Raw genomic sequence first — 21714 nt, forward strand, 5'->3', positions numbered from 1 at the left:
ATCAAACATTTCAAAATAACTACTTGGCTTAACGCAGTCATTGCACTGATTTTATACTTTCTTAACTTATAAAAAAAGCGCCTGTTGCCAATGGCTCAGACACTTTTCCTTCTCTATTATTTAATTGTAAGTGTTTCTTCATAGGCTTGTTGAAATTTTTGTATATCTCCAGCACCCATAAATATTAACACACTATCTTCGTATTTTTTTAAAGCTTCTGTATGAGAAAGCTCTAAAATAGCGCTGTGATCAATCAATTTTTGAAGATCTTCAATCGTTAACTGACCAGTTTCTTCTCTTGCCGAGCCAAAAATATCACATAAATAAACGCGATCTGCTTGACTAAGACTGTCAGCAAATTCTTGTAGAAATGTTTTCGTTCTTGTAAATGTATGTGGTTGAAAAATAGCTACAACAGATTTATTCGGATACTTTTTACGAGCTGATTCAATGGTAGCGGTAATTTCTTTTGGATGATGCGCATAATCATCAATAAGTACTTGATTTCCAATTTTCTTTTCAGTAAAACGTCGTTTTACCCCACCGAAAGTGGCTAGTTGTTTGATACTCTCAGCGTCAATGCCTTCATAATGACAAATTGCCGTAACGGCTAACGCATTTAAGATATTATGGTCTCCGTACATTGGTATGGAAAAAGTATCATAATACGTATTACGAACAAATACATCAAATTCGGTACCATGATCCGTTTCTACAATATTCTGCGCCTGAAAATCATTCGTATCTGCAAATCCATAATATACGACCGGAACTTTTGCTTGGATTTGTTGTAATTGTTCATCATCACCACATGCAATTATTCCTTTCTTTACTTGGTCTGCCATTGATTGGAATGCTGCAAATACGTCATCAATACTAGTAAAGTAATCCGGATGATCAAAATCAATATTTGTCATGATTGCGTAGTCCGGTTCATATCGTAAAAAATGACGACGATACTCACATGCCTCAAACACAAAATATTTACTATCAACATGTCCCTTCCCTGTGCCATCTCCAATTAAATAAGATATCGGGAATGAACTATTTAACACGTGAGCAAGTAGTCCCGTTGTCGACGTCTTTCCATGAGCTCCTGTGACAGCAATGCTTGTATACTGTTTTAACCACTCACCTAAAAACTCATGATATCTATAAAACGTAACACCTTGTTTCTTTGCTTCCTTTATTTCTAAATGATCATCAGGGAATGCGTTTCCTGCAATGACTGTATAATCTTCTTTGATGTTGCTTTCTGAAAAAGGTAGAATGGGAATGCCTTTACTCTCCAATGCTTCCTGTGTAAAAAATCGCTTTTCTACATCTGATCCCTGCACATTTTCACCCGAATCGTAAAGAATTTGTGCAAGAGCACTCATTCCTGTTCCCTTTATACCAATAAAATGGTAAGTTGTCATAAAAGAACCTCCATATTGAACGTAAAAGGATTCAAAATCATCTCTTTATTTATATATTTTTTACAGCTATTTTTTCATTATAGCAAATCCCTCAGAGGAATAAAATAATAACCAAGAATTTCAATACATTCTAATTATTCTTTGCCATTTTCACCTATAAATGGTACTTTTTCTAAACGTGGGTTAGGGCGATAACGTCGACCTTCTTTTGCTTCAGGCGTACCATTCAGTAATACGTTATCTCCGGTAAAGCCGATATTAAGCTTTAATAAGCTTCTTCCTACGCCATACATATCTACTGGTACACCAAGTTCTTCAAATTGAACGATACGATCTTCTGTAAATCCACCACTAACCATTATTTTTACATGGGAATATCCTTCTTCATCTAATGCATTACGCAAAGCAAAAATTAACTCAGGATTTACTCCTCTTGGATCAAATGTCCCCATTAAATGGTGATTTCTTAAGAAATACTTATCTACAAGTGTACGAGAAGTATCCAATCGAACTGATTTTAATTCCTTACCAAACTCACTTGCCACTTTCAATGAATCCGTTATTACATCATTATTATAATCAACAAGTGCGGCTAAATCATCTTCTGGGAAAAGTTCATGGTAGGCTTTGCAAGCAGCTACAATATCGCCTCGAAACATTTGAATAAGTGCATGAGGCATTGTCCCCATCCCTTCTTTTCCCCACCATTCATTCATTGCATGTGTTGCTTGGGCAGTTGATCCTCCAATAAACGCGGCATAACCATCCCCAGCTTGCTGCGTATAGTGATCGTCCCGATCCCCCATAAAAATAACAGGTTTTTGCTTACCAGAAGTACGTGCAGCTTTTACCACATTGTATACATTCGTAGCGACAGATGTTCTTCTGGAAAGTATCCCGTCAATGATTCCCTCTAAAAAGCCAAATTGATGGTAGCCTCCAGAAACGGTTAATACAGATTCGAAAGGATGAATTTTATCTCCATCCTTTAATGAATGTATGTCTAATGTTTCAGGTTGATCCGCAAAGGTATGTAATAGTGCTATTGCTTCATCTGTCCCACATAGTACGGCATCCGACTTTTGAAAAAATTGCATGGTTACTTGATTATCAGGTAATTTCTTCTCCGCAATTTCTTTTGTTTTAAGAAAATAGACGGCAGAGAACCAGCCTTCTTTAATTCGTTCATCAAATTTAAACGTTTTATTTGTTAATCGTTTTATTTTACCGTTTAACTTCTGCTCAATTTCCTTCATGATTTCGTTTTCTCCTTAAAATATATGATCACTATATCTAATCATATAAAAATTTCGCATAGGAAACAAGACTTACAAGTTTTACATTCCTATAGCATGTCTTCTACCTGTGACAAAGTAACCAACACTTCTCTAGGCTTACTACCATTCTGACCAGAAATTATACCACGATGTTCAAGTGTATCAATGAGTCTGGCTGCTCGATTATACCCAATTTTAAAATGACGCTGCAGCATGGAGGTACTTGCACCATTTTGCTCTAGCACAAATAATATAACATCTTGAAGAAGGTCATCCTCCTCTTCATCCATCGTAACTTGTTCTAGTAACTGTTCTTGCTCAAACAAATAATTCGGTTCTGCGATTCCTCTAACGTGATTTGTAACACGCTCAATCTCTTCATCTGAAACAAAGGGACCTTGAAGACGAATGCTTTTTCCTGCTCCATTTTCTATAAATAACATATCGCCTTTTCCTAGTAATTTTTCTGCTCCACTAGTATCTAAAATCGTTCGTGAATCCACCTGCGAAGAAACACTAAATGCAATTCGAGTTGGAATATTAGCTTTAATTAAACCAGTAATGACATCGACAGATGGACGTTGAGTAGCGAGAAGTAGATGAATGCCACAAGCTCTAGCTTTTTGGGCAATTCTGCTAATTGCATCCTCCACATCTTGTGGAGAAACCATCATTAAATCTGCTAACTCATCAATAACAATAACAATGAATGGCATTTTGTCTTGCTTACGATCCTGCTTAATCATTTTTTGATTGTATCGCTCAATATCACGCACACCTTCATGCACAAACTTCTCATAACGGTCTTCCATTTCTGCTACTGCCCATTTCAGTGCAGCTGTAGCTGCTTTTACATCTGTAATTACGGGCGAGACTAAATGAGGAATACCATTATATGGAGCGAGTTCAACCATTTTAGGGTCAATTAATAAAAATTTAACGTCTTCATGACTCGCCTTATACAATAAGCTGATTATCATGGTGTTTATACATACACTTTTTCCTGAACCTGTTGCACCAGCTATTAATCCATGTGGCATCTTTTGAATATTTGTAATAAGTGGTTGTCCTTCAATACTTAACCCTAATGCAATGGTTAATGGCGATAAACTTCGACTAAATGCTTCTGTTTCAAATATTGCTTGTAAGCCAACCATTTGTGCTTTTGGATTTGGAATCTCAATACCTATCGTATTCTTCCCTGGAATAGGAGCTTCAATTCGAATATCCTTTGCGGCCATATTAAGCTTTAAATCATCACTTAAATTTTTAACCTTACTTACCTTAACACCTAACTCCGGTTGCACCTCAAATCGAGTAACAGAAGGCCCCTGTGTTGCATTCACTACCCTGGCCCGTACATTAAAGTGTGTTAAGGTTTGTTCAAGTAACTTCTGCTGTCCTTCCATCCACCTTCGGTCATCTGCACCGGCTTTTTCTATATCATTTAGAAGGTAGTATGGTATACGATGCTCCTTATTATTTTTCTCAGGAGCTGTTGTTTTTATGATCTTCTCCTCTTGCTTTTGTTTTTGCTTTGATTTTTCAAATAAATTCTTTTTATCTCGTGGTGTCATCATAACATTGAACGGAACCGTCTTCACACTATCGCGATTTTGTTTTCGCTTTTCGGATCGTTTTATCTGTTTCTCAGGTTCTGGACGGCTATCTAATTCCTCTTTGTCATATGAATGATCTTGATTCTCTTGTTGTATGGAGTCATCTTGCACGATAAAATTCGATTCATCAACCTCATCCTGTTCGCGCAATAAATTTCGCTGTTCACCCTCGGCATCAGGCAGTTCTTTTTCTTTTAAAGGTGCTTCTGCTACAATTGACTCACTTTCATCGAACAGCTTTTGCTCCTCTCGACTGTTGTTTTCTTCCTTTCTTTGGTAGGCTGGTATATTCTCAACTTTTTTTTCTTCATGTCTTGGCCGAAAACCGTAGATTGGCGAAGGGACTTCAGTTGGGCGAAACGGTATATCTGGATCTTTTTTATACACCTTGTTCGCATTATGATTATTTTGCTTCTCTGATTTTTCACGTCGTTCAACCGAAACATGTTGACTTGTCCTGCTTTGACGCTTTCGCTGATAAGCTGGTACTTCTTTTGGCTGTTGTTCATTTACAGACTGATTGAATCGGCTAGCTTTTGTTGCTTTTCTTTGCGAATTCCGATTTTCTTCTGTTTTTGTACCTGTGATTCTCCCCGTATTATATAGTGTTCCTGTTTCTCTTACTTGCTTTCTGCTTGTCCTTTCTTCTACTCTGTCAGGAATGACTGGGAAGCGAAAAGATTTATTCGCAGGATATTGATACATCATTTTTGCCTCAAGATTACTTTTCTCAGCTGTACGGCTCTCTTCATGCTGTTTTTCTTCCTCTTCACTATCTGCAAAAAGACTCTTAATTTTTTTCTTCCAATTATCCCACACTTCAATTCACTCATTTCTATATCTATAAATCTAGTATTCCTTTATTGTAGCAGTTTTATTACGTTCATGGCAGGTTTATGTAATAAGCTAAGGCTTGGACTGTCCTCTTTTGCTTATATCTATCGAAAAAAACAACCTAAGTACTAACACAGGTTGTTTTTCTCTATTTACATTACGAATTCATTACCAACTTGATAATTATCTTCTAAAACATATATCCCCTTCTCCTTAGGGGCATTTGGTAATCCAAGTTCCTTTTGCGAGCATATCATACCATTCGAAGGAACACCTCGTAATTCTGTCGGTTTGATCTTCATTCCACTTGGCATCATTGCACCTACTTTTGCAACTACAACCTTCTGTCCAGCTTCCACGTTTGGAGCACCGCAGACAATTTGTAATGTTTCATTACCAACGTCCACTTTACAAACACTGAGTTTGTCAGCATTCTCATGTTGCTCCTTACTTTCTACATAACCAATTACAAACTTGGGACTTAAGTCAAAATTCAAATCATCATCTAAGTTAAGCTGACGAAACAACTGTTTCATTTCTGCTAAATTTTCTTCCGTTAACGTTATCTTTCCAGTTGAAAGAAAAGTAAAGTGCTGTGACGCATGAAAAATATTATAGCCAATTACTTTACCTGAATGATCTTTTATTCTTACAACATCACCATTCCTATCCGTTTTTATTTTCTCCCGGTCTCCTTCTTCCATAGGGATGATTAGCACATCACCAATTCCATTTAAGTTGTAAAAAACATTCATGTTCATCATCCTTTTCCATTTCTAATTCTTTTCTGGTTTGTTTTTGGCTAAGATAAAGATTGGCTCCAATGTCTTATCTTCATATATCATTGGAAGTGAAGTGATTGGGATTCTCCCTTCCGCAAAGAACTTCATAGTCATCTGTGCCAGAATATCATAGCCTGTTTTATTTTGAACATCTGTAATAATTAGTACGTCCTGATGAGGTACTGCAATTGCTAGTTCACCTTTACTATTAGCTTTCATTTCTTCCAAAAATGCTTCATTTAAAATTCTGCTAGCATCATAGCCATCCTGTGTTGCAATAAAATAAAAATCATTGCCTGCAACTTGATCTTCTTTATAATCAACTGGTAGTGAACGCAAATTAAATGTAGCAATTTCATCGATATGCTCTTTGGTCCAGCCTTCTTTATCGAGTAAGTCTTCGTCAATTAATCGATAGGACTTTCCTAAATCCAATGCATAAAACACACGTGTCTCAGCCGTATGATCTTTATATACTAGGTCAATTTCTGCTTTTGTAGTGGTTGGGAAAGAAGTTGAGCGAATCACTGGATAAATCTGTTTTTCCATTCCAGATAAGTGATGTTCCTCATTCATAATTCGCAATGCTTCTTTAATATGTTCCTCAAGCTCAACAATAGCTACTTCTCCACGTTGATTGTATTTTGCAACAACATTTGGTAACGTTATGGTCATTCCTTTTTTCGATTCTTTCCATTCAATACGAAATGTGTCTTTATCTCGATTATAAGAAGTGCGATACGCTTCATTAGCTAATCGCTCTTCCAAAATTTTTTTTAACTTCAAACTTGTCATTTTCATATGAATCCTCCTGACGTATTACACCCTCTTCCTATAAGAATGCTCCAATTACGTCTGCGATCTTAGACAACCTTTTATCATCTAGATAGCTTATACAAAAGAGGTTAAAATTTTTGGTTACGTTAACTAACTTTATTTATCACTGACTTCTTTTAGAAACTCGATAATTTCTTGTTTCGTTTTACGATCTTTACTTACAAATCTTCCCGTTTCTTTTCCGTCATTAAAGGCAATAAAACTTGGTATCCCAAAGATCGCATAATCTTGGCATATATCAATAAATTTATCTCTATCTACTTTTACGAATGAAAAGCTTGGAAATTCTGCCTCAATTTCTGGTAGTACTGGTTCGATAACGGTGCAATCAGGACACCATCCCGCTGTAAAATATAGAATAACATTTTCTTGTTTTATCCATTTTTTAAATTCCTCTTGTGACGCTAAAGTTTCCATTATATCAACTCCCACAATTATGATAGACTAGTTTATCGTTTGTTTCCAACATAATGTAACATATATGCAAGTAAGTGTATTGTAAAAGAGACTATACCAATAAGAAATAGTTCGTACCTTTACCTAAAACAGTAAATATGCAAACATATGGTATACTCAACTTATATTAAAATAATCCCGTTTCTTTTTCAATTAACAGTTGTTTTATTGTAAAGCAATGGACTTCGCTATTTTCATCATTGTCTCTGCATCCTCATCAAGGCCATTTTTATCTACATATGTGGTCACCTTAACACCACCTACACCGACCTGCAATTCAAATTTATTATCTTCCTCAGGTAAAACCCGAAAATATCCAAATCCGTTAGAATCAGAAAAAGATGATACGTTTAACGCATCTTTTTTCGTTGCAGCTGCAAAATTTAATGTACTTTTCGCATTTTCATTTGTGTTATGAAATACAATAAAGGTTTGATTCTTATCCTCTAGAATTAGGTTGCTCTCATCTTCATCTACAACTTCCATCCCATTTGGTAAATAGAATGATTTATTTCCTATCCCATAGTTCAAGGGTACTTTTTCTTTATTCTCAAAGGTTTCCTTCGTAATTTTCTCAGCTTCCTTGATAGCTTCTTGATCAGACTTCATACTGCAGCCACCGGTAATAAGAACTAATATAGATAAAAACACCACTAAAAAAGGTAGCTTTATCCTCATATAATTCCTCCTATTTCCTCCTATTTTTACACCATCTATCATACTATGGATAGAAACGAAAGTGAAACACGCTACGTTACCTTCGGTTGTTAAATTCTTTTCAATTGTTTTATTTTTGTATACGATAGTACTAAATCATGCAATGGAGGAGATATAATGGAACTAACCGTCTATTTAGCGGGGCAAATTCATGACAACTGGAGAGAGGAAGTAGAACAGCTAGCAACGAACAAAGGACTTCCTTTAACCTTTGTAGCACCTCAAACAAATCATGAACGTTCGGATAATATTGGAGACGACATTATAGGAAGACAGCCCAGTAAAGTACACAAAGATGAAGCCGCATCACGAATAAACAATTTCAGGACGCAAGTACTCATGGAAAAAGCAGATATAGTTATCGCTCTATTTGGTGAAAAATATAAGCAATGGAACACAGCTATGGATGCCAGCTATGCAATAACGTTAAATAAACCGACCATTATTATTCGACCAGAATCCCTAATACATCCATTAAAGGAGTTATCAGCGAAAGCAAATGTCACCGTTGAATCGATAGAACAGGCTTTAGAAGTCATTAATTATATATTTGAATAAAGTGAAACTTCAATCAGTGGAGGGTTGGTTTATCACCCACTGATTGTTAGGTGAACCAATCGGACATTTACTGCAGTTGAACCCTCACTTACCAATATTGGTAGTGGTTTTACTGTATTGCTTGAAGTGAAGGTTTTATATGCTGGATAAATCTTGCAAGCTTTCTTCATGCCTATCACTCGCTCATTACTGACGAAAGTCCAAGTCTATAGTTCGTGTCTGAATGGATGTCATCAAATGAAGATGGCTGTCGATAGTTTCGACAGCCTAAAGTTTGGATAGAGTTTTTATGCTTTATGGAATTCCCATTGCCCTCTTAATAAGGTTACTACATGAGAAAACATCGCTTGTCTAGTCATTAGGTAATTCGTGAAAACTCCAATTGCACCTTCCTTTTTACTTACGTCCTCCTTATTTGCATACGCGTCCATCAAATAGCCAAGCTCTTTACCTTCTGTCAATTCCGTTGCAAGTTCTTTAGGCAAAATAATTCTAGCACCACTAGCTGTATAGACAGTTTCTTCAGGAGTTACTAGTGCACCCCAATTACAAAGATAAAGCTGATCACCGATATACATTACGCCACCTTCAAGACCTATTCCAAAATTATTTGAGCCTTCTGCACAAGCAATGGCACGATTAATCGCTCCCTGTCTAGTCTCATCATCGGAAAATGGCTGTGCTGCCACATGAGATTGGACACGCTTCGATGTTACATAGCTTTCAGGAAAAACTTCTGTCACTGCTTTTAGCTTAGCAGGATTGCTTGATCCGACTGTAATATTCATGCTTTATCTCCTTTTTTATTATAACTATTATACAGATTGATGAATTTGATCTAATGTATTTTGGTCCGTTTGTTTAATTAGCTTTACTAATAATTCTTTAGCAGCTGCATAGTCATCAACGTGAATGATTGATGCTGACGTATGAATGTAGCGTGAGCAAATCCCAACAACGGCTGATGGCACACCATTATTTGCTAAATGTACACGCCCAGCATCCGTACCACCTTGAGAGATAAAGTATTGATATGGAATATTATTGCTTTCCGCTGTATCCAGCACAAAGTTTTTCATTCCTTGATGGGTGATCATCGAACGATCAAAAATTCGTAACAATGCCCCTTCTCCCAGTTGACCAAATTCCTCTTTATTTCCAGAAGCATCGTTTGCTGGTGAAGCATCAAGTGCATAGAAAATATCTGGTTTAATCATATTTGCGGCTACTTGTGCACCTCTTAGCCCAACTTCTTCTTGAACAGTTGCCCCAGAAAATAAATGATTCGGTATCGTTTGACCTTGTAACTCTTGTAGTAATTCGATTGCTAAGCCACATCCATAACGATTATCCCAAGCCTTTGCCATAATTTTTTTGTCATTCGCCATTGGAGTAAAAGGAGTTAGCGGCACTATAGATTGCCCAGGCTTAATTCCAATTTTTTCAGCATCCTCTTTATCATCTGCTCCGATATCAATTAGCATATTCTTTATTTCCATTGGCTGCTTACGCTGTGCATCTGTTAGATTATGTGGTGGTATTGATCCAATGACACCTACAATTGGCCCATTATCTGTCATAATTTGAACTCGTTGAGCAAGTAATACTTGGCTCCACCATCCACCTAATGTTTGAAAGCGAATCATTCCATTTTTTGTAATTTGTGTCACCATAAAGCCTACTTCATCCATATGACCTGCTACCAATACTGTTGGACCTTCTCCTTTTCTCTCTCCAAAAATACCACCTAAGTTATCTTGAACAATATTATCTGCATATTTACTTAGTTCTTGTTTCATAAATTCTCGAACAAGCTTTTCATTGCCTGGTGCACCTTGCAATTCCGTTAAATTTTTAAAAAGTGTTAGCGTTTCCTGATTCATGTAAAATCCCACCCTTTGCTTTCTATGTACTATTAATAGTATAACGGAAGTTGTCTATCTGTTTCCACTATTGGCTCATGTCACTTTATTATTTTCTATTTTTTTTAGAATACGATATACTAGCATATGTAAAGATTAGTGATATAGATTCAAAATAATAGCAAGAGGTGAATAGAAATGGGTATGAAAAAAGCAGTTCTTGCAGCAGGGTTAGGTGTAGCAGTAGGGTACATTGCTAAACAACAAATTGATCAAATGCAAAAAATAACCCCGGAGAAAGCTTTAAAGCAAGCGAAAGAAACCTTTAAAAAACAAGGTCCTATAAGTGGTTCGTGGATCTATATGAAGCCACAAGAAATAGAGAAAAACGGTCTACTATACAGCGCCTATCGTGGTGGTGTAACACGTAACCTTGATGGGGAAAATAAACAGTATGAATTCTACGTAGATGTAGAAACAGGTGCTGTTATTGACTCTGTACAAACTGCCTAGAACAGGTGTCTACAAGTTACAACTCGATACTTACTTAATCAAAAAAAGCTGCTGAACATAAGTGCAGCTTTTTTGATTGTGTCGTGTATTTTTAGCTATTTCGTTTTATTTTGTCAACGGCATTACCTGCTTCGTCATACTTAATGGCTCTGTAATATGCGTCATGGTAAAACGTATACCAAGCGCGCTTTCCATATCCAATATCCATCCACTTTTCTTTTTGATGAACGGAAGTAACCGGATAATCATCATAGGCTAGCGCCCATAATTTATTTTGATGCGCATGTGTTGGCATAATATCTGCCATATGAATAAAACAAGAATCGCCGTCTTCGAAGACAATAATACTATGTCCCTCGCTATGTCCACCAGTATGAATCATCTTTAACCCAGGAATGAGTTCTATTTCAGTTGCAAACGGTTGTACTTGATGAACTATTGACTCCCAGTTCTTTTTCCAATATGTATTCACAGATCGTATATTTGGATTTTTCATTTCATTCCATTCTAGCTTCGACGTATAGATAGTTGCATTGTTAAAAACTGGTTCATATGAATCTCCTTTTACCTTTGTTAGTCCACAAGCATGATCAAAATGAAGATGTGTCATTAGTACTGCATCTATATCATCGACTGATAATCCAATTTCTGCTAAGGACGCATCTATATTTGATTGCTCCATTACACCGAAATTACGCATCTGTTTATCCGTTAGTTTATGATAGCCCAAACCGCTATCAATTAAGAATTTTTTATTATCAATTTCTACTAGAATCGGATCTGTTCGTAATTCAATCTGGTTTTGGTTGTTATAGGGATATTTCTTACTCCATAATACTTTTGGTACTACACCAAACATAGCCCCACCGTCCAAATAATTTACTCCACCTTGAAGCCATGTTAATGTCGCTCTTCCTACCTTAAGCCTTTCCACCACTTATCTCCCCTTTTTTATAGTTTTAGTTTAGCAAAACGTTGAACAAAATCGCAAACGCTATCATTTTAAAAAATGACATCGTATGATAGATTGTAAGCTATTGCCTTGTCCCTAATCTCTTAAAGCGTCGTTAATGGCTTTCAAAATTTCAGCACAGCATGCTATATACAATAAAGCATTTAAGCAAAGGCAAAGTAGCCTATTTTGCTCGGAGTTTCGTTATCTTATTTTCTTCTTGTGACATTAGAACGATTCATTTATGACGAGCAATCAACTACGCTATTTCCAGAGTAGCTATGACTCATCCTTTCCAGTTATTCATTTTTTCTTCGATTAAACTCTTTTGTCCGTGCTTTCGCCATACAAGAACAAAAGAGCAAGTGCCCGATTAGAAGGGTAGTGACTGGAACGAGTCAACGGAGATAAAGGAAGCACGATGAACTTGTGAGCCGATGATGACTTAGATTAGGGTGATTCGTGAAGTCGCCCTCGTTTCTGGGCGCTGGAGCTGCTGCAACTCAACACGCCCATATGGATCCACATGGGCAAATTTTATATTTTCCTAAACAATAATTATGAGGATCGGACAAAACACAACTTCTTTACTCAAAATACGAATAATCATGTTATCAATAGGAGTATCATCACCGCACCGTGAAACTATACGCGCTTTCCCCGGGTACAGTCTCAGCTAACTTGGTAAAGAAAAACACGTTACCAAGTGGATCTTCGGACTCGTGCTGTTCCCGCTGGAGTCTCGCTTATTTCAGGTGCTAAATGAATGATTCTGATCAAAAAACGAACGATAATTAATTCCAACCTAATCATCGTTCGTTTATTATTGTTGCTTCATTATTTTGTCTCAGTTCCTATTTTTATTGCTAATTGAAGCACGGCAACGATAAATCGGTTGACCCTTTGCCGAGAATTTTTCTTCATATTCAGTCATTCTATTTGTTGGATCATCAATGGAATGCAGATCTAAATTTACTTCCGAAAGTACAAATCCATATTGTGAAAAACTCATTAATGAATATTCGAATAACCCCATATTATCTGTTTTTAACACAATCTCACCTAATGGATCTAGTATCTCCTGATACTTTTCTAAAAACGTATGGTACGTTAATCTTCGCTTTTCATGCCTGTTTTTCGGCCATGGATCAGAGAAGTTTAAATAAATCGTTGCAACTTCATTTGCTGAAAACAAGTCTATTATATTTGCAGCATCTTCGTTTACTAACAAAACGTTTGGCTGCTTTGATAGTATTACTTTTTGAGCCGCCGTTACAATAATGCTTTTAGCAAGCTCTATTCCAATAAAGTTTATCTCTGGAAACTGTTTAGCCATCTCTGAAATAAATTGGCCCTTTCCAGTGCCGATTTCAACGTGAATAGGATTACGATTACCAAAGAGTTCATGCCAATTATTTTTATGCGACGAGGAATTTGGTATCACAATATGTGAGTTTTCCTGCAAAAAATCATCAGCCCAAGGTTTATTTCGTTGACGCATTTTCTTCCTCTCTTTCTGTAGTTAAAAGTATAGAAAAAGAAATATGAACGATACTAAGATCTGAGGTGATCGAGGATGACATTAAACGTAAACAATCAACTAACATTACTGAAGGACCTTTTAGACGAACAAAAGCTCGACTGCTGTGGGAATGTTTCTGAATATCAGCAAATAACACGAATTGTACAATCTCTTATGAATAACTCAAATGTAACAGACAAACAACTGATGCAGTTACTTCCAGAAATTCATTATTATGGAAAAGAAGGAGAGAAGACACAGGATATTGAACAGCATATTACTGCCAATAATGATAACTTGAATAATTGGATAAATGCAATACACCAATCTAATTTAAATTAAATGCAACAATATGATCGTTTAATTCTTTTAAATCCTGTAATCTTTCATGTACTTTACTAATTTCTTTTCTTTCAACATGCCAACAAACATAATGTAGAGCATCAAGTAATAAATACCAGTACATCCGTTCAATTAGACGATTATCACTAGTAATTCCATAGTTCCGCAGCCATTCATCCCAATTCTCTTTTGGAATATACCATTTCAAAACCATACCATAATCCGTCACTGGGTCTGCAATCAATGCGTTATCCCAATCAATTAGATAGAGGTTGCCTTCATCAGTAAGTAAAACATTATTGTGGTTTAAGTCACCATGACAAACCACAAGTTTTTGTTCTCTTGTGATCGGTAATAATTTCTTTAAATATACCAGTGCTTTTTGTACGTATTCGTTTGTCTTTAATAAATCTGTATATTCTAATCTCTTTAATATATTTAAATAGCTTTCATCTGATGTAACTGGTTTTTTCCCCAGTCGCATAAGCATGTGTAATAACTCTGATGAATGGTGAATTTTCCGTAGCAATGCAGCAACATCTGTATGTTGCATTTCTGCAGGTTTTAATTCTCTACCCTCAAGCCATTCCTGCGCTGTTATCACATCACCATTTTCCATCCGTTTTGTCCAAATTAGCTTTGGAACAATGCCTTCTGCTGAGAGTACAGCTAAAAATGGTGAAGAATTTCTTTTCAAAAACAGTCGTTGATCGTTCTTCGTTGCTAGATAAGCGTCTCCAGTTAACCCCCCAGCTGGAGTCACTTGCCACTCGTTACCTAGAACTCGCTTCAGCCAGTCCACCATAAATTCCTCACATCTTTCAAAATTTAGCGTTCAATAATACATTTTATCGATATTTATACAAAAATACAAATATGTGAATAGTTTATCATGTAGTAATCAATCCTACCACATCAAAGCTCATCATCGGCAAATTCAAAGGTTGTTTGCTCTTCTTCCCATTCTGGACGTTTCACAGAGGTTGTTTGACAATGATTTAATAACGCCTCTGCTACTTTCAGCTGTCTGTTTTTTAATGGGGAAGAAAGGGTTCTTTTATCCTGAAACCACTGTTCGTACTGCTGTCTACCAATAATCTTTGTTTGAAACGGCTCCTCTGAAAAAATAATATTATTCGTTTTGGATAATACTGTCTTTTGTATGGGAAAATCTATCTTATTATAATTAAGAACGCTCTTGACAATTTGTTCCGTTCGCTTCAAAGGAATATGCGGGTTTAAAACCTTACGTTGTTCATCTTCATCTGTTACGGTCCAAGTTCGTTCATCACCAGCCATTATCGTAGTTCCTATCCCCTCATCCATTAAATAGATGATTTCAACACCAATTGGGCTTATCAGGATAATTTCGCCATCTACTGGTGCTTTTTTAATATTAAAGATAGGATAATACATAATTAAATAAGTATCCGGAAATCGCTGAAGAAAATATTTAATTTCTGGATCACTCGCATAAGACTTATCGATGAATGAAAGGTCAGTTACAGTAGAAGTTGCCCATTTCAGCTGAATTTGTAGGAGTCTATCAAGAAAAAATTGCTTTAACTCTATCTTAGAATTTGGTAATGAAGATGTTTCATCCTGCACATTTAGCTCCTCAACCTGCTCCTTTTTCTTCCAAATCTTCCATTTAGGAGAGCGAGAGATCTCTTCTGTTGTATGTATGTCTATTTCGGTCATTTCTTCTCTTTTTAACCAGAGTGCATTCAGCTTTTGCCAATTATCCTGCTTCAGTCGGATAAATTGACTAGGATAACGATATGCATTCCATTCGTAGCGTGAGATATAATCCTGAAGTTTAATTAATTGAGCCAGAATCCTCACCTCCAATTCCATTAAAGCTAGCAACGATTTTATATTTAGGCATTTCTTTAGGATAAATACGAAACAACCCTATTTTATCGATAAGAAAAGGCTGTTTTTCTGTGTATGTAGCTTTCACGGTAGCTAATGTTTTCGCCATTCCAGTCGAACCTGTCCATTTTTTTGCTAATGTTATATGCGGTACAAAATCACGCTTTTCCTTAGAAAAGCCAATCTGTTCAACAGCTTTTTCAACCTGCTCCTGCAATTTTTTGAGACGATCAGTTAGTTCTACATCCGCATAAAGGACTCTAGGTTGCGTTTTCGATCCAAATGCTCCAACTCCACCTACCTGTGTGTTAAACGCTTGAAAAGAATGAAGCTCTTCTAATACTTGTATTAAGGCCTGTAATTTTTTATCGGCTACTGGCCCTAAAAACTTTAATGTAACATGCAAATCCTGCCTGTGAGGCCATTGCTTATATGATAATTGCTCCATTAAATTTTCCTGCAACATAGAAAAATAATTTTGCAGATGGGTCGAAAGCGGAATGGCAATAAAATAATGTGGTTGTTCAGTCATCCTAAACTCCTCCAATTATTTTTTCAAGCTGAGGCAATATCCTAGTTCTTCCTTAGACAATTCACGATATGATCCTACTCTTAAAGCATCATCCAGCTTTAGCCTTCCCATTTGTTTTCGTTTTAAGTAAATAACTTCTTTATTAACAGCCTGAAACATCCGTTTCACTTGATGAAACTTTCCTTCTGTAATTGTAATTTCTACTTCAGAGATATCATCCGTTTGAAGTATGTTTAGGTTTGCTGGCATAGTCATATAGCCATCCTCTAATTGAATGCCATTACTAAATTTGATATGGTCTTGTTCCGTTACCCTTCCTTTAATCTTGGCGTAGTAGACCTTATCAACCTTTTTCTTTGGTGAAAGCAAATGGTGGGCTAAGTCTCCATCATTTGTAAGTAATAATAACCCCTCTGTATCCTTATCTAATCTACCAACAGGAAATGGCTTATAATGTTGAAACTCATCTGTCAATAAGTCGATCACTGTTTTTTGTCGTTTATCCTCAGTTGCAGAGATTACTCCAGGAGGTTTATGCATCATGATATAGATGTTTGGTTTGTAGTGAACCGTATTACCATCTACTTTTATTTGATCCATAGTGGGATTAATATGTTTGCCGCCATCTCTAATCACAGTATCATTTACTGTAATGCGCTTTTTCTTTAGCAACACTTTCACTTCTTTTCGACTACCAATCCCAGTATTGGCCAACAATTTATCAAGTCGCATTAGTCCTCCTCCTATCTACGAAATAATTTATCCAATACACGTACTCGTTTTCCTAAAACTCTTTCCAGTAATGTCGAATGATAAGCGAACCATAAGTAAACACTACCACCAACGATAACACAAATGGTAAGAATTATCGCAAGCCCCCATCTTCCATTAGGAATCACCATTCCTAACAACGCTTTGAGTATGAGGATGCAAACACTCATAATAATGGCAAAGATTCCAATTAAGATAGTTCGTTTAATTAGTTGCTTATAAGAAAAATCAATCGAACTACGTATCCGCCATAGATTCAAACTGACCGCTATACCGGCAGCTAAAGCTGTTCCAAAAATGGCCCCCTTAGCACCAAATACATAAATAAGTTGTATATTAAAAAGCACCTTAACAAGTAGTCCTGCTAACAAACTAACAACTGCAAAACGCTGTTGGTTTATCGCTTGTAGTACTGATGATGTTACACTAAATAATGCGAAGAACAGAGCCACTGGTGCATACCATGCTAACAGTGGACCTGAAATAGCTAATTTGTCTAATTCTCCAAATAATGTTCCATATGCCTCATCTGAAAGTAATGAAAGACCAACAACAGCTGGAATAACAAGTACCATAATAATTTGTAAGGCCTGGTTAATTTGTTTCGTTAATAACTCCGAATTATTTTGTGTATATGACTTGGTTAATTCAGGAAGAATGGCAAGTGACAAGCCAGTAGCAAGTGTTATCGGAATAATGACCAATTTATGACCATAGAAGTTGATTACAGAATATGTGAATTCCCATATTTCCTTATTACCACTTGCTACCATAGACCGTTCAAAAGTAAACTGGTCAACCAATTGATATAATGGTATAGCTAATCCTACTAATACAAATGGTCCTGCATATCTAAATAGTTCTAAGAACAGATCTTTCTTAGGTATATCATATGAATATGTTTGCTGCTCAATTTGTTTATATAGATGAGATTTTCTTTTATTCCAATAAATCCACAATACGAGACATGAAGCTACTGCACCAAGAAAAGCAGCAAAGGTTGAAAAGCCAACCGCCGCTAGTTCGGATCCATTTAGTATCTTTAAAATAATAAATGAGCCACCTAAAAGAAACACAATACGTACGATTTGCTCCATTACTTGTGATATTGCAGTAGGCCCCATGGAATTATGTCCTTGAAAAAAACCTCGGACAATACTCATAACTGGGATAATTATTAAAGCAAAACTTACCATACGTATGACAAAGGCAACATCAGAGACAGTAATATTAGCTGGGTCATCACTAGTAATCATTCCACTTGCTAACCACTCTGCGCTGAAAAACATTGCTAAAAACGCAAATATACCAGTGACCATCATCATAGTCATAGCGGTTCGAAACATTCTCATACCCGTTTCATAATCTCCAACCGCATTGTATTTTGATACAAATTTAGACACCGCTAACGGAACACCAACTGTCGATAGGCTAATAAATATACTATACGGTGTATATGCGTAAGCAAATAACGTACCACCACTTGGACCTACTAAAGCGTTGAAGGGAACAACATATATCATTCCTAAGAATTTAGATAAAAAAGAAGCTCCCGTTAATAACATCGTTCCTCGGACAATATTTGACATTATTTCACCTGCATTTATTTACATTTGATATAAATTTCGAAACACTCATTATTTGATTATAACGAAATTGCTTATTAGATAAAAAGAATCATATGGACTATTTTATCACATTTAAAGGTTTATACTTATGTATATATGACTATACAACCATCTTTTTACACTGATATAGGCACTGAGCAACTTACATTTGTACTAATTTCTTCACATATTGTATGGGAGATCTGCAATTAGAAAACGATAATTGTTTGTACTTGTTTATCGTGTTAATATACATACGGAAAGGAATGAAAAAAATTGTCCTATGATGTAATTGTTATTGGTGGTGGACCTTCAGGGTTAATGGCGGCAATTGCTGCAGCTGAATCAGGTGCACAAACACTTTTAATAGAAAAAGGAAAGAAATTAGGAAAAAAACTTGCTATTTCAGGTGGCGGCAGATGTAATGTAACGAATCGTCTACCTCAGGAAGAAGTCATTAAGTATATACCAGGAAATGGAAAATTTTTATTTAGTGCTTTCTCCGTTTTTAATAATTATGATATTATTGAATTTTTTGAAGGATTAGATGTTCCGTTGAAGGAGGAAGACCATGGAAGAATGTTCCCTGTCTCTAATCAGTCAAAAACTGTGGTGAACGCATTATTAAAACAATTGGATGACCTTAACGTGGTAGTTCGATTAGAAACGCCTGTTAAAGCTATTCATTATGAAGAAAATAACCACAGCGTCATTTTAAGAGACGGTACAAAAGTACAAACGAAAAGTGTAGTTATTGCCGTTGGTGGGAAGGCAGTACCCCATACTGGATCAACGGGAGACGGATATGCATGGGCAAAAAAAGCTGGTCATACAATAACAGAACTTTATCCAACAGAGGTTGCATTAACATCTAATGAACCTTTTATACAGAATAAAGCTCTTCAAGGTCTATCTTTACGTGATGTTAAGTTATCTGTACTTAATCAAAAGAATAAGCCGATTATTAGCCATCAAATGGATATGATCTTTACTCATTTTGGGATCTCAGGTCCTGCAGTACTAAGATGCTCTCAATTTGTTGTAAAAGAGTTAAAAAAGGGAAGAACTGCTGTTCCAATGATTATTGATGTATTGCCACATGAATCGGAACAAATAATTGTAGATAGAATATTACGTAATGTGGAGATGAATCCTAAAAAATCCTTTAAAAATATCTTAAAAGGGATAGCTCCAGAACGATTTATTTTATATCTGCTAACTAAACATCAGATTAAAGAAGATCAAAGAGCAGGGTCACTGTCTAAGCAAACCATTCGACAACTTATACATGATCTTAAACAGTTTACCTTTACAGTTCATGGTTCTTTACCTCTTGATAAAGCATTTGTGACAGGAGGCGGTGTCTCAATTAAAGAAATTGTTCCAAATACAATGCAGTCAAAAATAATGGAAAGACTTTATTTCTGTGGCGAAATTCTTGATATACACGGTTATACCGGCGGTTATAATATAACTTCAGCTCTAGTAACTGGAAGATTAGCTGGATTAAACGCGGCCATTGAGTCTGGACATGTTGGTAGTTGATTCCTTGCATTATTTAAGACAAGTAGATCAATCTAATATTGTCTGCGTTTTAACTATAAGGATCTTAGAAAGGGTTGGTTTAAATGCAAAAAAATGGAATGTGGTTACCGATTATTGCCTCTGTAGGTGTAGGAGCAGCAACGTATTATACGATGACTAAAAATAATCAAAATCTTGGACAGACCATGCAGAAAATGATTCCGTTTGTTTCGCAAATGACAAACTCAAATAATGGAAATTCTAGTAATTCCCAACAATTAGGTCCTTATGGGATGAGCTAAACAGACAAAAGCGTACCAACAAAATTGGTACGCTTTTTTTAAATTTAGTTTTACTATCAATTATAAATTGTGTAAAATAGGGGGTATTACAAAAGGGAGGGGAATCAGTGAAAGGTTTTGGATTACTACTAAGAATACTAATAGCAATCCTACTAGGTATTGCCGTTGGGTCATTTGCTAATGACTGGTTTATTCGCTTGTTTGCTACTTTTAACGACCTATTTGGGAACTTTCTTGGTTTTATAATCCCATTAATTATTCTAGGCTTTATAGCGCCTGGAATTGGTTCAATGGGGCGTGGTGCAGGTAAATTACTTGGACTAACTGGTATTATTGCTTACTCATCTACAGTTATTGCTGGCATTTTAGCATTTCTTGCAGCAAAAATGTTATATCCTTTAATGCTGAACAATCAATCGTTACAATCCTTTACAGATCCATCAGAAGGTCTTAGTGAAGGGTTTTTCCAAGTAGCTATGCCACCACCAATGGAAGTAATGACAGCACTTCTTCTTTCATTTGTAATTGGCCTTGGAATTGCTGCGATAAAAGGAGATGCATTATATAATATTACAAAGGATTTTCGTAACATTATTCATATAGTTATTGAAAAAGTAATTATTCCATTACTTCCATTTCATATTTTTGGAATATTTGCCAATATGACTGCAGCTGGGCAAGTAAGTACGATTCTAGCAGTTTTTGCTAAAGTGTTTGTTATGATAGTTATACTTCACATATTGTATTTAACTATTCAATATACAATAGCGGGAACAATGAGTAAACAAAATCCATTTAGTATGTTGAGAAGAATGGTGCCAGCATATTTCACAGCATTGGGAACACAGTCTTCAGCAGCTACTATTCCTGTTACGCTAAAGCACACAAAAACTCTAAAAGTACGTGAAGGCATTGCAGATTTCACGGTTCCTTTACTAGCAAACATTCATTTGTCTGGAAGTACTATTACAATAGTTAGCTGTGCGTTAGCTGTTATGTTTTTGCAGGGGGATGCTGTTAGTTTCGCTACCATTGTTCCATTTATTTTAATGCTAGGGATAACAATGGTTGCTGCACCAGGCGTTCCAGGAGGAGCAGTTATGGCTGCAATTGGATTATTAGAAAGCATGCTTCATTTTGGTCCAACTATGGTTTCGTTAATGATCGCATTATACTTAGCTCAAGATAGCCTTGGAACAGCTTGTAACGTCACTGGAGACGGAGCAATAACCTCTATCACTAATTCATTAAGTAGAAAATCAAAACAAGCGAATATATCATAATAACAACTTAACGACCTGAGTCGATCGACTCAGGTCGTTTCATCTAAATAATTCCATAAGAAAAACGGAGCAAAATTCGCTCAGTCCTTATCACTACATGCTCAGATTTACGCTTCCTCTAGTAGCTATTA

22 protein-coding genes are annotated in these 21714 nt (G+C 36.1%); 6 read left to right on the forward strand and 16 right to left on the reverse strand.

Annotation, left to right across the window (positions count from 1 at the left end):
* Positions 1–116: 116 nt before the first annotated feature.
* From murC to Q1A47_RS13890, 7 genes are all read right to left on the reverse strand, one after another.
* Positions 117–1418: a UDP-N-acetylmuramate--L-alanine ligase gene (gene murC, locus Q1A47_RS13860; RefSeq protein WP_166530842.1), complete on the reverse strand. Its 1302-nt coding sequence runs from the start codon at positions 1416–1418 to the stop codon at positions 117–119.
* A 134-nt stretch (positions 1419–1552) separates the two neighbouring features.
* On the reverse strand, positions 1553–2674 hold the full coding sequence (locus Q1A47_RS13865; RefSeq protein ID WP_026681473.1) for a nicotinate phosphoribosyltransferase: 1122 nt from the start codon (positions 2672–2674) through the stop codon (positions 1553–1555).
* 89 nt (positions 2675–2763) lie between these two features.
* A complete protein-coding gene (locus Q1A47_RS13870) occupies positions 2764–5133 on the reverse strand; it encodes a DNA translocase FtsK (RefSeq protein ID WP_026681474.1) in 2370 nt (789 codons plus the stop codon).
* A 167-nt stretch (positions 5134–5300) separates the two neighbouring features.
* Positions 5301–5903, reverse strand: coding sequence for a YtpR family tRNA-binding protein (ytpR, locus tag Q1A47_RS13875; RefSeq protein ID WP_211911295.1), 603 nt, complete (start codon positions 5901–5903; stop codon positions 5301–5303).
* A gap of 21 nt (positions 5904–5924) precedes the next feature.
* Positions 5925–6731: a DUF1444 domain-containing protein gene (locus Q1A47_RS13880; RefSeq protein WP_166530844.1), complete on the reverse strand. Its 807-nt coding sequence runs from the start codon at positions 6729–6731 to the stop codon at positions 5925–5927.
* Between the two features lie 132 nt (positions 6732–6863).
* The gene (locus Q1A47_RS13885; protein ID WP_026681477.1) at positions 6864–7184 is read right to left on the reverse strand and encodes a thioredoxin family protein; all 321 of its coding nucleotides are present in this window, start codon (positions 7182–7184) and stop codon (positions 6864–6866) included.
* 204 nt (positions 7185–7388) lie between these two features.
* Positions 7389–7901, reverse strand: coding sequence for a hypothetical protein (locus tag Q1A47_RS13890; RefSeq protein WP_026681478.1), 513 nt, complete (start codon positions 7899–7901; stop codon positions 7389–7391).
* Positions 7902–8057: 156 nt separating this feature from the next.
* On the opposite strand from Q1A47_RS13890, the gene Q1A47_RS13895 reads away from it, so the two are divergent.
* A complete protein-coding gene (locus Q1A47_RS13895; protein WP_166530845.1) occupies positions 8058–8498 on the forward strand; it encodes a YtoQ family protein in 441 nt (146 codons plus the stop codon).
* A 287-nt stretch (positions 8499–8785) separates the two neighbouring features.
* On the opposite strand, the gene Q1A47_RS13900 is transcribed toward Q1A47_RS13895, so the two are convergent.
* Both Q1A47_RS13900 and Q1A47_RS13905 read right to left on the reverse strand, forming a co-directional pair.
* Complete coding sequence (locus tag Q1A47_RS13900) at positions 8786–9286, reverse strand: DUF84 family protein (protein ID WP_026681480.1); 501 nt, start codon at positions 9284–9286, stop codon at positions 8786–8788.
* Between the two features lie 27 nt (positions 9287–9313).
* Positions 9314–10381, reverse strand: coding sequence for a M42 family metallopeptidase (locus tag Q1A47_RS13905; protein WP_166530846.1), 1068 nt, complete (start codon positions 10379–10381; stop codon positions 9314–9316).
* Positions 10382–10558: 177 nt separating this feature from the next.
* Here Q1A47_RS13905 and Q1A47_RS13910 point away from each other — a divergent pair, with 177 nt between their 5' ends.
* Positions 10559–10873 (forward strand): PepSY domain-containing protein, encoded by a 315-nt coding sequence (locus tag Q1A47_RS13910; RefSeq protein WP_026681482.1) that lies wholly within the window; start codon positions 10559–10561, stop codon positions 10871–10873.
* 91 nt (positions 10874–10964) lie between these two features.
* On the opposite strand, the gene Q1A47_RS13915 is transcribed toward Q1A47_RS13910, so the two are convergent.
* Positions 10965–11807 (reverse strand): MBL fold metallo-hydrolase, encoded by an 843-nt coding sequence (locus Q1A47_RS13915; protein WP_026681483.1) that lies wholly within the window; start codon positions 11805–11807, stop codon positions 10965–10967.
* Positions 11808–12672: 865 nt separating this feature from the next.
* Complete coding sequence (gene trmB, locus Q1A47_RS13920) at positions 12673–13326, reverse strand: tRNA (guanosine(46)-N7)-methyltransferase TrmB (RefSeq protein ID WP_026681484.1); 654 nt, start codon at positions 13324–13326, stop codon at positions 12673–12675.
* A gap of 75 nt (positions 13327–13401) precedes the next feature.
* On the opposite strand from trmB, the gene Q1A47_RS13925 reads away from it, so the two are divergent.
* The gene (locus Q1A47_RS13925) at positions 13402–13689 is read left to right on the forward strand and encodes a YtzH-like family protein (RefSeq protein WP_026681485.1); all 288 of its coding nucleotides are present in this window, start codon (positions 13402–13404) and stop codon (positions 13687–13689) included.
* On the opposite strand, the gene Q1A47_RS13930 is transcribed toward Q1A47_RS13925, so the two are convergent.
* The 5 genes from Q1A47_RS13930 to Q1A47_RS13950 all read right to left on the reverse strand — a co-directional run bounded on the left by Q1A47_RS13930 (position 13676) and on the right by Q1A47_RS13950 (position 18456).
* Entirely contained in the window at positions 13676–14494 is an 819-nt protein-coding gene (locus tag Q1A47_RS13930) for a phosphotransferase family protein (protein ID WP_026681486.1), read from the reverse strand. The genes Q1A47_RS13925 and Q1A47_RS13930 overlap by 14 nt on opposite strands.
* 110 nt (positions 14495–14604) lie before the next feature.
* On the reverse strand, positions 14605–15534 hold the full coding sequence (locus Q1A47_RS13935; protein ID WP_226983530.1) for an NERD domain-containing protein: 930 nt from the start codon (positions 15532–15534) through the stop codon (positions 14605–14607).
* On the reverse strand, positions 15509–16096 hold the full coding sequence (gene thpR, locus Q1A47_RS13940; RefSeq protein ID WP_026681488.1) for an RNA 2',3'-cyclic phosphodiesterase: 588 nt from the start codon (positions 16094–16096) through the stop codon (positions 15509–15511). The genes Q1A47_RS13935 and thpR overlap by 26 nt, the downstream gene beginning before the upstream one ends.
* A gap of 15 nt (positions 16097–16111) precedes the next feature.
* Positions 16112–16828 carry a pseudouridine synthase gene (locus Q1A47_RS13945; RefSeq protein ID WP_026681489.1) on the reverse strand — a complete coding sequence of 239 codons (717 nt, stop codon included), beginning with the start codon at positions 16826–16828 and terminating at the stop codon, positions 16112–16114.
* 11 nt (positions 16829–16839) lie between these two features.
* A complete protein-coding gene (locus tag Q1A47_RS13950) occupies positions 16840–18456 on the reverse strand; it encodes a polysaccharide biosynthesis protein (RefSeq protein ID WP_026681490.1) in 1617 nt (538 codons plus the stop codon).
* Between the two features lie 294 nt (positions 18457–18750).
* Between Q1A47_RS13950 and Q1A47_RS13955 the strand changes: the two genes are divergently transcribed.
* The 3 genes from Q1A47_RS13955 to Q1A47_RS13965 all read left to right on the forward strand — a co-directional run bounded on the left by Q1A47_RS13955 (position 18751) and on the right by Q1A47_RS13965 (position 21583).
* Positions 18751–20019: an NAD(P)/FAD-dependent oxidoreductase gene (locus tag Q1A47_RS13955; RefSeq protein WP_166530847.1), complete on the forward strand. Its 1269-nt coding sequence runs from the start codon at positions 18751–18753 to the stop codon at positions 20017–20019.
* Between the two features lie 83 nt (positions 20020–20102).
* Entirely contained in the window at positions 20103–20300 is a 198-nt protein-coding gene (locus tag Q1A47_RS13960; protein ID WP_166530848.1) for a hypothetical protein, read from the forward strand.
* Positions 20301–20407: 107 nt separating this feature from the next.
* On the forward strand, positions 20408–21583 hold the full coding sequence (locus Q1A47_RS13965; protein WP_121605560.1) for a dicarboxylate/amino acid:cation symporter: 1176 nt from the start codon (positions 20408–20410) through the stop codon (positions 21581–21583).
* The last annotated feature ends 131 nt before the right edge of the window (positions 21584–21714 follow it).

Origin of the sequence: uncultured Virgibacillus sp., assembly GCF_947495635.1 — a bacterium.
GTDB lineage: Bacteria > Bacillota > Bacilli > Bacillales > Amphibacillaceae > Virgibacillus > Virgibacillus salarius.

What these genes read in the sequence shown, in the direction of transcription:
- murC (WP_166530842.1), bottom strand. Translation starts at nt 1,418, where the DNA reads ATGACAACTTACCATTTTATTGGTATAAAGGGAACAGGAATGAGTGCT.
- Q1A47_RS13865 (WP_026681473.1), bottom strand. Translation starts at nt 2,674, where the DNA reads ATGAAGGAAATTGAGCAGAAGTTAAACGGTAAAATAAAACGATTAACA.
- ytpR (WP_211911295.1), bottom strand. Translation starts at nt 5,903, where the DNA reads ATGAATGTTTTTTACAACTTAAATGGAATTGGTGATGTGCTAATCATC.
- Q1A47_RS13880 (WP_166530844.1), bottom strand. Translation starts at nt 6,731, where the DNA reads ATGAAAATGACAAGTTTGAAGTTAAAAAAAATTTTGGAAGAGCGATTA.
- Q1A47_RS13885 (WP_026681477.1), bottom strand. Translation starts at nt 7,184, where the DNA reads ATGGAAACTTTAGCGTCACAAGAGGAATTTAAAAAATGGATAAAACAA.
- Q1A47_RS13890 (WP_026681478.1), bottom strand. Translation starts at nt 7,901, where the DNA reads ATGAGGATAAAGCTACCTTTTTTAGTGGTGTTTTTATCTATATTAGTT.
- Q1A47_RS13895 (WP_166530845.1), top strand. Translation starts at nt 8,058, where the DNA reads ATGGAACTAACCGTCTATTTAGCGGGGCAAATTCATGACAACTGGAGA.
- Q1A47_RS13900 (WP_026681480.1), bottom strand. Translation starts at nt 9,286, where the DNA reads ATGAATATTACAGTCGGATCAAGCAATCCTGCTAAGCTAAAAGCAGTG.
- Q1A47_RS13905 (WP_166530846.1), bottom strand. Translation starts at nt 10,381, where the DNA reads ATGAATCAGGAAACGCTAACACTTTTTAAAAATTTAACGGAATTGCAA.
- Q1A47_RS13910 (WP_026681482.1), top strand. Translation starts at nt 10,559, where the DNA reads ATGGGTATGAAAAAAGCAGTTCTTGCAGCAGGGTTAGGTGTAGCAGTA.
- trmB (WP_026681484.1), bottom strand. Translation starts at nt 13,326, where the DNA reads ATGCGTCAACGAAATAAACCTTGGGCTGATGATTTTTTGCAGGAAAAC.
- Q1A47_RS13925 (WP_026681485.1), top strand. Translation starts at nt 13,402, where the DNA reads ATGACATTAAACGTAAACAATCAACTAACATTACTGAAGGACCTTTTA.
- Q1A47_RS13930 (WP_026681486.1), bottom strand. Translation starts at nt 14,494, where the DNA reads ATGGTGGACTGGCTGAAGCGAGTTCTAGGTAACGAGTGGCAAGTGACT.
- thpR (WP_026681488.1), bottom strand. Translation starts at nt 16,096, where the DNA reads ATGACTGAACAACCACATTATTTTATTGCCATTCCGCTTTCGACCCAT.
- Q1A47_RS13945 (WP_026681489.1), bottom strand. Translation starts at nt 16,828, where the DNA reads ATGCGACTTGATAAATTGTTGGCCAATACTGGGATTGGTAGTCGAAAA.
- Q1A47_RS13950 (WP_026681490.1), bottom strand. Translation starts at nt 18,456, where the DNA reads ATGTCAAATATTGTCCGAGGAACGATGTTATTAACGGGAGCTTCTTTT.
- Q1A47_RS13960 (WP_166530848.1), top strand. Translation starts at nt 20,103, where the DNA reads ATGCAAAAAAATGGAATGTGGTTACCGATTATTGCCTCTGTAGGTGTA.